The following is a 14575-nucleotide window of genomic DNA, read 5'->3' on the forward strand; positions in this document are numbered from 1 at the left end:
CTTTTTTATAACATTGAATAATCTATTGTGCAAGAGATATTCTTATCTGTAAACCTGCCCGTGTTGTTGTTATGGGTGGCGATGTAGAGATCTTCGGTTCAACCCTTCGTTGTTCAAAATACAATTTCAAATTAACCCGGTTGCTGATCACATAATCTATTGTTGGGTTAATGGTGATCACTTTTTGTCCGTTCGTTGGCAACGCCTGCGTTTGATCTAACCGGCTGTTGGATGTTATATCATCCCGCAACCCTACATCTAACCTGAAGCTGGCATCGTTCTGCAGCGGCTTGCCCCTGAACTTGATCCACGAGAAGGCCCCTCGCTTTCTATACCCCGCACCAATGGTGAACTCGGTTGAACGCGATTCGCTCAACTGGAAGTCGATCAAACTCAGGCTTACCGTTCTTGACTTTTTATATTCAAAACGAGCGGTGAGCTGGTTGGTGAACTGCATGTCCAGATCGATCAGTGGCACAAACTGCTCACTGATTGAAATATTAGGCACCAGGAAGTAGGGGATATAATTGCCGGTGAGTGTATCAACAAACGCCGGGTAGCCTAAACTAAAGGAGTCGCGGTACAACAGGGCCGAAGTGAAACTGTTCATACTGAGTGTACCGGTATATCCGTGCGTAATGGTAAAGTTGGTAAACACCTTTTCCATACCCTTGATGCGTGTTAATCCATTATAAGTAAGACGCCAGTTGGGTCTTGGCAATATGCCGGAGAATGGATTAGAACGAATGTTCGGATTATCCTGTTTGATGAGCGCTACCGATGAAGGATTTTTACCAGTATAGGCAGCTATGAACGCAGGTAATAATACATCCTGTGCATAGCGGCTGTAACCGGCGTAATAACCATCGCTCTGGATCTGCTTGCTGGGATCGAGCTTTTGCCAGTATGGGTTTTGCTCGGCCAGGCGTTGTGATAAAATAAGCCGGTAATCCTGGAACTTCTGGAACGTAGTGGTTATCTCATTCGGTTTCACCGGTGTGAACATGGTCTTTAAGGCAATGTAACTTACACTAAAGCTACCGGAGGTATATGGGTTCAAGCGGGCAAAGTTATTGCCGGTACCGGTGGTGTCTTTATACAGTTCGCTGTACATTTTACCAAACGTTTTATCAATCGTTAAGTCGATGGTTAAATCACGTATTGGTATAAGTGTAGCCGTAATGTTCAACCGCTGCTGGTAATCCTGCCGGTTCTGGTAGTTGAAATTAGAGTCGGGTGTTAGCCAGCCTTTGGCTGCCATCATGTTTACAAAGTTGGTATCGGGCTGGCGGCCAAAGATAAATCCAAGGCCCGGCGCCATCGATTTAAAGTTCATGCCCAGTACCCGGGTGCTATCTGTATAACCATAAATGGTAGCCGTAGCATTTTCAGAGTATTGAACGTTAATCCGTTTTAATGCAGTGAGAATACGACCGCCAAATTTTACGGCGCCGCTTAATTCAAGCGGTGCATTCCTGTCGCGTTTCTTCTTTTTCCCGGTAGAATCGGTTTTATTATTAGCACCGGGGACCCCAGGTGGCGCTGGCGGAGCATCTTCTTCAAAGGCCCGCAATAACCTCGATTTGGCGTACAACCGGGTGAAGTCCAGTTCGGCCGTAACGTTCTTTTGCTGCGTGTTCGATAAAGTATTACCTAATTCCCGCGCCAGCAACGAAGCGGCCAACCAATCGAACGTAGCGGTGTAACCTGCTCGAACCGTGGTCCAGTCGAGGAATGGCAGTTTGCTGGTTGGCAGGGTATACGAAACCGTTGCCTTGTGATTGTATGAAATGGTGCGGCCGCCTTTCCAGAAGTTATGCCACATCCGTTTTTTCTCAGCATCATCTAACCGGCCGCTGTCCTCATCTACCCATGCCCGGTTCAGGGCAGTGAAATCAAGGTTCAGCGAACGCGTGAAATCCCAACGCATATTATAAGTGCGGTCAAACGTGAAGTACTTATCGTATGTTTCAGGGATCAGGTTCTTAGGCGTACCTACGCTGCGCGGACGATAGGTCCCGAATTGGCGGTTTACATCTGCCCTAAAGCCAAGCAGGCTGGGTATAGGGTTAATGTTGAAATCCTTGATCGCGGCTATCCAGGGCGATCTTGTTTTAACAATGGTCTTTGCCGGCTCCCAGTATTTGGGGGTTGATGTATAATTATATCCCAATCCTGCGCGGTGGCGAACCACTTCATTGCTTTCGATCAGCGGGTTGTGTTGTTCTTCTTTATAATATGAATAGCTCAGGTCGAAGTTTTCAATACTCCAGATCTGTTGCTTTTTACCATTTACGTTGTTCTTCTTTACATTGGTGAAGTTTACTGTTTTAATGGTCTTTACATCAATGGCGTCGTTGCGGATGGAGTCTTTGGCGGCACCTGATGCGGCGTTGAGTTTGTCTTTCAGTTTTATATCCAGGTCATAAGGATCATATTCAGGCGTTGTAACTGTTTTTGAATAGCTGGCGTATACAGGAATAGAGATCCCTGCTTTAGCCGGTAACAGTTTACCCAACTCCAGGTTGGTAGCTACATCCAATTGGGTAAAGCTTTCGCGTGAGCGTTCATTCACCCGTTGTTCCAGTGTACCCCAACCGGTACTTCTGGCGCTACCTGATATATACAGGGTTCCCAGATCGGCCAGCTTGATATCTACACGTCCGGTGGCTGCCCAGGCGCCATGCTCATCTAAACCAGAAAGGCGAAGCTCGTTGAACCAAACTTCTGTACAGGCATCCAGGCGATTTACGTTCTGTACCCCAATAAAGAAGGTGCGTACTTCGCCCAGGTTCGGGTTACCTAAGATCGCAAACTGCTTTCCATCGCCATCTGTTTGTTGGTAGTATTGATAGGTGTTGCCACTGTTATTACGCGACACTTTCAATGCTGTCAATCTATCGAGCGAGAGGTCGAGGCTGTTATTGGCAGGCCATATCAGTTCATCGTCGGTAGTTCCCCAGGGGGTCATTTCCAACGGGATCTTTATTTCATAGAAGTTACTAATGAGGTCATTCCCCAAACGAATAACCGCGTATAGTTCACCGTTCTTGATATCGCCACTGCTTTTAACCGACTCGGCATGCACATACATTTGCAACTGCTTGTACTGGCGCAGGTCGAGGTTCAGGGTTTTAAAAACACCTCTTGCATCTTTTTGCCCCAGGTTACATACCTGCATGCTCAGCGATTGTTCGTTCTGCAACAGGTTCACGTTGTTGTTGCTTAACTGTTGTTGACGAATTACACCGGGCGGTGTTCTATAATTTACCGGGAAACGAGAGCTGTTCTCTTCCACATTCACCGCCAGTTGTTTTACTGTAGTAGTGGTATTGGCCGGAATAGGTTTATACTGGTTAGCCGTATCGAGCAGGTAGTTAAACTGGCGCCATTGGTTACGTACCAGTTCCAGCTTGGCAAACCGCAATACAACTGAATCTTCAAAACCGGTAAGGTACATCCGAATAAACCGAATAGATTTAAAGTCAGGGATGTTACCTACTTTTTGTTGGTATTCCCTGATAGGAATGCGGAAGAGGTACCAGGTTTCGGGAGCGCTGCCGCTGGGCCGAACCTCTATACTGTCGGTAATGTAGTTAGTACCAACCCGCATGTTGCCCTTTTTCAATTCTACGCGGTATTGAAAATACTCTTCCAGTTCGTTCAGGGTATTATCGCGGTTAAATTCTTCCTGGTCGGGATATAAAGTAAAGGCGCTTACGAATTTATCGCCACTGCTGGCAACAGGTGAGTTGCCTTGCGGGTTGTTGATGTTTTTATAACGGACAAGGATACCGTCGTTTGAACCGAATTGCGCATTGCGGTAATTGATGTAGTCGTCGCTGGAAGGGTCTGCGAATGCCCTTTGATAAGCCCCGCTGCCAATGCTTTGCAACTGGTTTAAATAAGCCTGGAATTTGGTTTGTTCAGCTTCATCTACCAAACCATCGAAACCGGCATCCTGTAAAGGCCGGTCAGCCGGATCATTACTGAAAGCCTGGGTTACCTGGATGGGGTTGGCCGGCACTTTTCCCCAACGGGTATTGGTGTCTTCCAGGGCGGTAGTGGCAGTGCCGCTGATGCCATTCTCAAAAAAGCGTTTACCATCTTTCAATACGTCCTCTGAAATATTACCGAGGTTGAAATACAATTCACCACCGGTGCTTGACGGGTTCAAAATATACGGATTCTGCAACCAGAATTCAATGAACTCTACGTTGCCGGTCTCAAAGTCAACCTGGTCAATGCCGCGCATGATACCACCCCAGCGTTTTGTTTTGTTCAGCAAGGTACCGTCGGCGGCAATACTGCCGGGGCGGGCATCGTAGTTGTATGGACCTCTTTCGGCAGGGTAGTAAGCCATATCGAAAGTTACCAGGCTACCCTGGCCCAGGTCGGGGGTACGTTGCGGGAAGATGTCTTTCACGTTTATCGATCGTACGCGCGGGTCGTTCAACAACGATTTGTTGATGGGGTTATCGGCGCTGGTCCTATCCTGCAATACCGGTTCAATGTTATACCAGGCCAGCTTGGCGCGGTTGAAACCATACTCCAGCGTATCTCTTTTATCAGCTTCAGGGAACAGTCCATTGCCGGCCGGGGTAGAAGCCAGCCCCCAGCTCACCAGCGGAAAGCGCAGGTCAATGGCGTTGCGCGATCCTTCAAAATCATCAATGAACACCTGGCTGCCGCTGCCTTTACCAATTTGCGGGGGGTGACCCGGTTTCAGGTAAGCGGCTTCACCATACGCCGTAATGGTACTCATTTCAGTTGTGTGATAGAAGGGCAGTTTATCTAACCACCGCGTAATGTGCGGGGCCTGTGTCATGTAATTGAAGTCGACCCCGTACATGGTGTTACGAATAGGGTCTTCGTTGTAGCTGGTTTTGGTAAAGAAGGGGCGTTCACCCAATCGTACCAACGAAGCGCCTATTGTTAATTGTTCCCGGGCGGTTTGTTTGGCCATATAGTCCAGCCGCAGCCCCATAAAGTTGCGCTGCTGAATACCATAACCGGCATTGTTCTCAAATTGCACATTTACCGGTAAACCGGCATTCAGAATGGCCTGGTTAATGATCTTAACGGTACCCAGGTTATAGTCTACCACATAATCAACATTCTCGGTAAGAATTTGTCCGCCGGCCGATACGCTTACCGAACCCTGCGGCACGTTGAAGGCGCCCAGCGAGATCTCGGATGTACTTTGGCCTTTGGCATACCCGCTGATAACATACCGATCGAGGTTGGCATAGGTTTTTGCTATTTCCTTGATGGTATCATATAAGGGATAGTAGACGTATTTCTGTTTTATATCCTGGGGGCTGTTATCAAAGGCTACCGAATCGAGGTCGTTCCCGAATGGTTCCAGGAAGGGGAAGATGATGCGGGCCTGTTGCGACAAAATGGTAAAGCCTTCGAGGTAATCAAATACCCCATCGGGTAAAGGATCGTTTCGGGCATTTAACCTGTCAAGGTTTAACAGGGTGATCAGCGGCGTACCGGGCTTATCGCCTTCCGGCAAAAAGCGCTTCTGACCCAAACTCGGTTCTTCGTATAGTACGTTTAATTTGAAATCTGCTGGTTGTACACTGGAAAGATAACTACCATCTTTTGTTTTAAGCGAGTACACGTTCTTCATCATCAGGTCCCAGATCGGCAGGTTGGTACGTTGTGAAGTTGCTTTTAACAATTTGAGGAACAGCACTTTTTGTGTTCCTGATGCTGTATTGGTAGTATCCGGTGGCACATCCTGTGAAAATTCACCCACCTGAAAAATTCTGCCATTAAAGCTGTACTGGAAGGCTACGCCCAACACTTCATCGGGTTGCAGGGGTTGGTTAATAGACAGAAACCCGATCTGCGGGTTAAAGAAGTAATCGCTGGGATTTAATTTACGGGCAAATGTTTTTTCGAAATCCTGTACCGGGCGCAATTGCAATGTCGACAGCTTGCTGGTAATGAACGACGGGCTTCGGCTGCCAGGGTCGTTGATGATCCTGCGGTACAGGTCGTTGGCATCGTTAAAGGGCAAGCCGGCTGAATTGCCCGGGTTTACCTGAATATTTGTATTGTAGGGCGCTACTTCACCAAGGTCCATCAACCCAACCACATCCCTGGTTTCGGTAGTGGAGCCATTACGGTTGGTGACCCATACTTCCATCCGCAAGATCTGTACCTGCGAGCTAACCACCGGCAGCTTCGACATGGCTTTGTTGAAATTATTCCTGAAGTACTGGGCTAACAGGAAGTGGCGGTTCTCCTCATAATCATTGGCCTTGAACTCAAAGTAGGTGTTAGCCGATCCGCCCTGTAACCCGAGCGATTGTTTTTGTGATCGCTGGTTGGCCAGCACGCCGGTAATGAACAGTTTTCCGAATTGCAACTGGGTCTTTATCCCGAATAATTGCTGTGCCCCGGGAATGAGGGTACCTTTTGACGAGAACGAGATGTTACCCGCTTCAATTTTTTTAATGATCTCATCATCGGTACCGGAATAATCGAGCTTGAGCTGGTTATCGAAGTCGAAATTCGCCAGGGTATTGTAGCTGATAGGCAATTTGAGCTTATCGCCAATATTTCCGATCACGCTCAGGTTGGCATTCATGTCAAAATCAAAGCCACCGTTGCGGCGGGCCCTTTCAGGTAGCGCGGGGTTCTTGATGTTCTGGCCCTGGTAACCGGCAAGGATGTTTACTTCACCCTGGGGTTTGATCTCAATTTTACCATTCCCGAAAATGCGGTTAAACAGGTTATCGGTCATGGACATTTTTGGCCGCAGCATTTTGCGGTTAAGCCCACTGAGGATATTCGATCTTTTCTTAAAGTAATCGGTTTCCTGTTTACGAGCCTGCAAAGCCATGAACTCCTCAAAGGTGAGATAGGTAGGTTTACGATAGTAGAAGTTTCCTATCTTTTCAATGATGTAGTACTGCCTTGTTTTAGGATCGTAAATGACGGAATCCTGGATGTTGGCCGGGTCGCTGAGACCCATTGAATTCCGTTGTGGAGATGTAAATTTATCGCCCCGCCTGTCGTGCAGGGGGTATTTCAATGTGTCAATGCTTTGCGGTTTGCTGCTATCCTGCCTTGGGGCATAGAAAGCCTGTGCGGTCGAACTCAAACCCACGCAAGCAGCTACTATTAACACAAGTGTTATCCGGTTTCTGTAAGGTGCGCGTGACAATCTTCTCTAAAGAATTAGTTAGGTAGAGTTCCGATCCGATAGGCTCAAATGGTTTTTAATGCTTTCTTAATAATTTCTTCAACTGCACTTAGAGAAGGGTCCGCTTTCATGACACGTTGAATGGCCTGTTCGGCTGAAGACCGGGCGATTCCCAGTGCAATCAAGGCATTTAACGCGTCCTGCTCCAACGTATTGTTTATCAATGGCGAAATATTTAGGCCTGGCTTGGCTTTGCCGAGCTTGTCCCTAAGTTCCAGTACAATCCGTTCTGCTGACTTTTTTCCGATCCCCTTTATGGCTTCCAACTGCCTGGTATTTCCCTGTACAATGGCGCGCGACAACTCATCGGGTTTCATGGAAGACAGCATCATACGTGCGGTAGCTGCACCTACCCCGGATACGCTTACCAGTTGTAAAAAAAGCTCTTTTTCTGCCACCTCAAAGAAGCCATACAGCGTATGGGCATCTTCCTTAATGTGCAAATGCGTATATAGCAGCCCTTTATCGAGCCCCTGAATATGAGAGTAAGTTTCCAGGCTTATTTGTAGCTCGTATCCAACACCGTTGGCCTCTATATGAACAACGGCCGGCGTTTTTAATACGAACTGCCCTCTAACGAATGCGATCATAGGACGAAAATAGGGAAAGAGTTTGGTTTGTGGTTTATGGTTTATGGTTTGTTGTTAATTACGAAATTTGAGCTTCAGAAATATAACTTTTGCTTAATCAGTCCGTTATATTGGTTTATAGTTTGAGGTTTATGGTTTGTGGTTTTTTCGCAATTCGGGATGTCGTTATATGATTTTAGCCTGATAAGTGTGGCGCAAAAGTCTGGGAATTGTTGCTGATCAGGTTAAGCAGGGGTATTGTTCCGGGTTCTGCCAACCACAAACTACAAACCAGAAACAATAAACGGCTTTATACTATCTTTGCCAGCTTATTTACTTTGTTGATAGTGACTTTGTTCTTAAAAATGATTCAATATCAAACCTGTATAATAGACGCATGACGCAAAAAATTACTGCTGCCATCACGGCTGTTGGTGGCTTTGTTCCGGAAGACAAGCTGACAAATGCAGACCTGGAAAAAATTGTAGATACCAATGATGAATGGATCCGGACCCGTACCGGCATTGAAGAAAGAAGAATTTTAAAAGGCGAGAAAGGTACCTCTGATCTGATTACCCCGGCTGTTCAACAAATATTAAAGAAAAGGGGTATTGCTCCTGAAGAGATCGATGCCCTTATTGTGGGAACAGTTACCCCTGATATGATGTTCCCTTCCACCGCAAACCTCGTTTGCCACAAGGCAGGTCTCAAAAATGCCTGGGGATTCGATATGCTGGCTGCCTGCAGTGGCTTTTTATACGCCCTCACTACCGGCGCTTCGTTAATTGAAAGCGGTCGCTATAAAAAAGTGATTGTGGCTGGTGGCGACAAAATGAGCGCTATTGTTGACTATAGCGATCGTACTACCTGTATTATTTTCGGTGATGGGGCAGGGGCCGTATTACTGGAAGCCAATACTGAAGGATATGGCGTGCTGGACAGCATTTTGAGAAGCGATGGCGCAGGCTGTGCTCACCTCCACATGAAGGCGGGCGGTTCATTGCGTCCGGCTTCAGCAGAAACCGTGGCCAATAGAGAACACTTCATTTATCAGGAAGGTCAGCCCGTATTCAAGGCTGCCGTAAAAGGCATGGCCGATGTAAGTGCTGAACTGCTGCAAAGAAATAAACTCACCGGAGAAGATATTGCCTGGCTGGTACCGCATCAGGCCAACAAGCGAATTATTGATGCAACGGCCGACCGCATGGGCCTTACCCACGATAAAGTGATGTTGAACATTATGCGTTATGGCAATACCACAGCAGGTACCATTCCACTGTGTTTGTGGGATTGGGAAAGCCAACTGAAAAAAGGCGACAATGTGGTGTTGGCTGCCTTTGGCGGCGGCTTTACCTGGGGCGCTACGCTGATAAAATGGGGATACTAAAATATTGAACAGAAGAATATTGAATGTTGAATGAAGAAGTAAATTTTACTTCTACATTCAACATTTTTCATTTGATATTCGATATTTTTAAACATGGCAAACAAACAATTCCCGTATTCCGGCTTTACCTCGCTGGCAATTCACGCCGGACATGAACAGGATCCTAACTACGCACACCTGGTACCCATTTATGCTTCTTCCACTTTTGTATACGACACGGCCGAACAAGGCATGCGCCGCTTTAGCGGGCAGGAAGAAGGCTACATTTATAGCCGTTGGGGTAATCCCACTTTTTCGGAAGCAGAAAAAAAGATCGCGGCCATGGAATGTTTTGGTGTAACCGATGCAAATGGCAAACCATTGGTGGCAAAAGCGCTGCTCCATGCCTCGGGTATGGCGGCCATCAGTACCCTGTTTTTATCGAACCTGAAAGCAGGCGATCAAATCTTATCACATTACTCCTTATACGGCGGTTCGCAGGAAATAATGGAAAAAGTACTGCCCGGTTTAGGAATTGAAGCGGTGATCGTAGACCTGCGCGATCTGAATAAAGCAGAAGAAGCGTTGAAGGCGAATCCGAAGATCAAAATGCTTTACCTCGAAACTCCCGCCAATCCAACTTTGCAGTGTGTAGATATCGAAGAGTTAACCATTCTGGCCCGCAAATACGGTAAGCTGGTGGCCTGTGATAATACCTTTGCCACTCCATACCTGCAGCAACCTTTCGGGTATGGTGTTGATTTTATCGTTCACTCCACTACTAAATTCCTGAACGGGCATGGTACTGCGGTGGGCGGTGTATTGATAGGCCGCGACATTGAGTTTATGGAAACCAGGGCCACCAAAACCATTCGGCTGCTCGGTGGAAACAGCAATCCGTTCGATGCTTTTCTGCTCATAAATGGTATGCGCACACTGGAAGTGCGAATGGAACGCCATTGTCATAACGCCATTGAAATAGCCAACTACCTGGAAGGCCAAGCCGCAGTTGCCAAAGTGAATTATATCGGACTGCCTTCGCATGCCGATTTTTACCTGGCCACCAAACAAATGCGACATCCCGGCGCCATTATGAGCATTGAATTGAAAGGCGGCATGCAAGCCGGCGTTCAAATGATGGACCGCCTGCAACTCTGCACCCGCACCGTATCGTTGGGCACCTGTGATACCTTGTTGTGCCACCCGGCCTCTATGACGCATTACGGCGTAGCCAAAGAGCAACGTGAGCAATACGGTATTACGGACGGGCTTATACGTATGAGTATTGGAATGGAAAATGTGCAGGATATTCTTATGGACCTGGAGCAGGCGTTAAAAGGTTTGTAGTTTATAGTTTATGGTTTATGGCTCTTTCATTCGGAGAGCCTTATTGATAGCCTGCAGTCTTTGAATTAGGATAACTATAAACTAAAACAATAAACCAGAAACTTTATATATGAAGCTTATCCATTGGTTAATGGCTGGTTGCCTAACTACAACCTGTCTTTCGTGCAATCTATCGTCTGCAAACAAATTCAACCTTATCATTCGCAACGGAATGATCTATGATGGCAATGGCAATAAACCTTACAAAGGCGATATTGCCATCAATGCCGATACCATTGCCTTTATCGGCGATTTAAGCGGAGCGCATTCCCGGAATGTGATAGATGCGAACGGAATGGCGGTAGCGCCCGGGTTTATAAACATGTTAAGCTGGGCGAATGAATCGCTGTTACACGACGGCCGTTCACAGAGCGATATAAAGCAGGGGATAACGTTAGAAGTAATGGGCGAAGGGGAGAGCATGGGACCGTTGACGCATCCCATGAAAGCACAAATGGAGCAATACCAGACCTCCGTTAAGTACAAAGTAAACTGGAACACCCTTGGTGAATATCTTGACCTCTTACAGAAAAAAGGCGTATCCTGTAATGTTGCTTCGTTTGTAGGCGCCACTACAGTTCGCCGTTATGTGGTAGGTGAAGACAATCGCGATCCTTCGCCAGTAGAACTGGACAGTATGCGCCAACTGGTAAAGCAGGCCATGCAGGAAGGCGCGCTGGGCGTGGGTTCTTCCCTCATATACCCGCCGGCTTTTTTTGCGAAGACTGATGAACTGGTGGCGTTGTGTGATGAAGCTTCCCGCTATGGCGGTTCTTATATTTCCCATATGCGCAGCGAAGGCACGCAATTGTTAGAAGCGGTGGAAGAGCTGATCACCATTGCTAAACGCGCTCATATTCATGCAGAGATCTATCACCTGAAAGCTGCCGGTAAAAGCAACTGGCATAAAATGGATAGCGTGATCCGCCGCATAGAACGGGCGCGTGCCGAAGGATTGGATATTACCGCAGACATGTACAATTACCTGGCCGGTGGTACTGGGCTGGCCGCTTCTTTTCCGCCTACCCTGGCAGATGGCGGCTTTGGAAAACTGCGGAGCCGGTTGCAAGACCCTGCCATACGCAAACAAACCATCCGGGATATGAACACGCCTACAGATAAGTGGGAAAACTTTTATGTAGCAGCCGGTTCGCCCGATCGCATCTTGCTTGTTGGTTTCCGCCAGGATAGCCTGAAAAAATATATCGGTAAATCATTGGCCGACATTGCACGCATCCGTCACGCATCACCGGAAGAAACGGCTATGGACCTCATTGTACAGGACAGTTCGCGTATTGAATCCATATATTTTTTAATGGATGAAGCGAATGTCAAAAAGCAACAGCAATTACCCTGGGTAAGCTTTGGGTCAGATGAAGGGTCCTATACACCCGAAGGAGTTTTTCTGGAGTTCAATTGTCATCCCCGGGCCTATGGCAACGCAGCGCGATTACTGGGAAAATATGTGCGAGATGAAAAAGTATTGTCGCTGCAAGAAGCCATTCGCAAGCTGACCAAATTGCCGGCAACGAACCTGCGCCTTACCCGACGCGGAGAATTGAAAGCCGGTCATTATGCCGATGTGGTTATTTTTGACCCGGCAACCATCCAGGACCACGCTACTTTCGATAAACCGCACCAATACGCCACCGGCGTTTTACATGTGCTGGTGAACGGCGTGGTTGTATTAAAAGATGGCGAACACACTGGCGCCAAACCGGGGAAGTTTGTAAAAGGGCCGGGGGCAGGCCGTTTATAGTTTATGGTTTATTGTTCGTGGTTTTCAAATTCGGGATGCAAAATATTTTTTCGGAACTCTGCAGAGGTAGAACAATAAACTATAAACCAAGAACAAGAAACAGAAAGCAATAGTTGAATTAGTTTTTTTTAATATTATCAACCAATTATGCAAATAACTATTCGTCGTGCAGTAAAAGAAGATTGTGCCCGGTTGCTGGAACTGATCCGGGAGTTGGCGGAATACGAAAAAGCGCCACAGGAAGTAACCGTTACCATGGAACATTTTGTAGAAAGCGGATTTGGCGCTCAACCTGTTTGGTGGGCTTTTGTTGCCGAAGCCGATGGACAGGTTGAGGGATTTGCCATGTATTACATTCGCTACAGTACCTGGAAAGGCCAGCGCATGTACCTGGAAGACCTGATCGTTACAGAAAAAATGCGCGGCAAAGGATTGGGCAAAATGCTGTTCGATCAATTGATTGTGGAAGCAAATGAAAAGCAATTCAGTGGCATTGCCTGGCAGGTACTGGAATGGAATGAGCCGGCCATCAACTTCTACAAAAAATACAAAGCGCATTTTGATCCGGAATGGATCAATTGCAGCATACCTGTTTAGAATTTTGAGACCTGCCTGCCGGCAGGCAGGTCTCGGGATTGAGGGATTTTGAGATTTTTCGGAAAGTACAAACCTGGGGAATCCCAAAATCCCAAATCTCAAAATCAGCAATTTCTTCCATCTTCTTCCTCTCGAACTTTTTCCCCGATTTTTTGTAAATTGTTAAATGTTTTCCGTTGATTCTCTCCCTGTGTTAAATGTGCATTTGTATTGCCATCTTTATATCTGGTATCGGTCACATAGAAAATGTTCAGTTTCTGTATGAAAACGCTTGTAGCAGGGCTCCTATTAGTAATTGCGTTTACTTCGGTAAGCTGCAGAAAAAATCACGATGTTATCAGCAGTGAAGTGAAAAACGACACCGCTGCAAACTATGCTCGTGATATTTATCTGTGGTATAATAACATTCCCGCTACATTCAATGCTCATACATACACCGATCCCAATGGTGTTATGGAAGGGATCAGGGCCTTTAGCGAAGAACCCGGTTTTTCCACGCCTGTTGACCGCTGGAGTTTTGCCATCCTGAAATCTGACTGGGAAAAAATGAGCGCTGGTATAGGCGGCGATTTTGGCATGAACGTCTTCTTTCTCAACAACAACGACCTGCGTGTATCTTATGTAGAACGCGAATCGCCCGCCGGCAAAGCAGGTATTAAACGTAGCTGGCACATTAAACAGATCAACGGAAATGCGGATGTTACTGCTGCCAATGCTCCAGATATTATCCGTGCCGTTTATCAAAGCGTTACCGGAACGTTTTTGTTTGGCCGTCCCAATAAAGCCGATACTGCTATTACATTAAAAGCAGCTTCGTATAGAGAACACCCCGTGTTATTTGATTCTGTGTATACTACCGGTAGCGGCAAGACCGGCTATTTTGTATTTAACTCTTTCCTGGGCGATACCAATGAGATTAAAAATGAATTTGTACGCATCTTTGATAAGTTCAATGTTCAGCATGTACAGGATGTGGTAGTGGACCTTCGCTATAACGGCGGCGGGTATGTGTCGGTACAGAATTTACTGGCCAATTACCTGGTGCCGGCAGCTGGAAACAACGATGTAATGTTGACAGAAGAATTTAACGACCGGTACTCCTCTTATAATACCACTGAAAAATTTGTCAAAAAAGGAACGCTCAATTTAAATCGCTTGTTCTTTATCGTAAGCCAGAATACCGCTTCGGCCAGTGAACTATTAATAAATAGTTTAATGCCTTATATGGAGGTTCAACTGGTGGGGCCTACTCATACGCATGGTAAGCCGGTTGGTTTTTATCCTATTCCTGTATTTGACTGGTATATTTTCCCCGTATCCTTCCGAACAATAAACAAAAATGGGGAAGGGAATTACTTTAACGGATTGAACCTGAATTACCAGGTAATGGATGGGTTAGATAAAGACTGGGGCGATGTAGGAGAGGGGTGTTTGAGCAGCGTATTGCGTTATATAAGCAGTGGCAGTTTTGCCCGTTTGGGCGTTACACCGCAACAACGCGCCGGATTAACCGAAGAAGTTCAATTCAGCAATGCCAGGTTGGGGAAGCCGAAGTTCAAGGGAATGATAAGGTAAGCGATAAGCTGTAAGCCGTTGCGGCAATGGAAAAAATACAACTTGAAGCTAGCTGGTAATTATATTAAAAACAAAAGTGAGTCCCTTTTACTGGCGACTCA

7 protein-coding genes are annotated in these 14575 nt (G+C 46.7%); 5 read left to right on the top strand and 2 right to left on the bottom strand.

What is annotated here, in order from left to right; genetic code table 11:
• Nucleotides 1–22: 22 nt before the first annotated feature.
• Together sov and ruvA are read right to left on the bottom strand one after the other, a co-directional pair.
• Complete coding sequence (gene sov, locus FAM09_RS27785) at nt 23–7147, bottom strand: T9SS outer membrane translocon Sov/SprA (protein ID WP_136580435.1); 7125 nt, start codon at nt 7145–7147, stop codon at nt 23–25.
• 80 nt (nt 7148–7227) lie between these two features.
• Entirely contained in the window at nt 7228–7812 is a 585-nt protein-coding gene (gene ruvA / locus FAM09_RS27790; protein WP_136580436.1) for a Holliday junction branch migration protein RuvA, read from the bottom strand.
• Nucleotides 7813–8188: 376 nt separating this feature from the next.
• Here ruvA and FAM09_RS27795 point away from each other — a divergent pair, with 376 nt between their 5' ends.
• From FAM09_RS27795 to FAM09_RS27815, 5 genes are all read left to right on the top strand, one after another.
• Entirely contained in the window at nt 8189–9178 is a 990-nt protein-coding gene (locus FAM09_RS27795; RefSeq protein WP_136580437.1) for a beta-ketoacyl-ACP synthase III, read from the top strand.
• A 93-nt stretch (nt 9179–9271) separates the two neighbouring features.
• Complete coding sequence (locus tag FAM09_RS27800) at nt 9272–10504, top strand: trans-sulfuration enzyme family protein (RefSeq protein ID WP_136580438.1); 1233 nt, start codon at nt 9272–9274, stop codon at nt 10502–10504.
• 109 nt (nt 10505–10613) lie between these two features.
• Complete coding sequence (locus FAM09_RS27805) at nt 10614–12302, top strand: N-acyl-D-amino-acid deacylase family protein (protein WP_166437285.1); 1689 nt, start codon at nt 10614–10616, stop codon at nt 12300–12302.
• 147 nt (nt 12303–12449) lie between these two features.
• Nucleotides 12450–12899 carry a GNAT family N-acetyltransferase gene (locus tag FAM09_RS27810; protein WP_136580439.1) on the top strand — a complete coding sequence of 150 codons (450 nt, stop codon included), beginning with the start codon at nt 12450–12452 and terminating at the stop codon, nt 12897–12899.
• A 261-nt stretch (nt 12900–13160) separates the two neighbouring features.
• Nucleotides 13161–14474 (top strand): S41 family peptidase, encoded by a 1314-nt coding sequence (locus FAM09_RS27815; RefSeq protein WP_166437286.1) that lies wholly within the window; start codon nt 13161–13163, stop codon nt 14472–14474.
• The last annotated feature ends 101 nt before the right edge of the window (nt 14475–14575 follow it).

The organism is Niastella caeni (assembly GCF_004834005.1).
GTDB classification, from domain to species: domain Bacteria; phylum Bacteroidota; class Bacteroidia; order Chitinophagales; family Chitinophagaceae; genus Niastella; species Niastella caeni.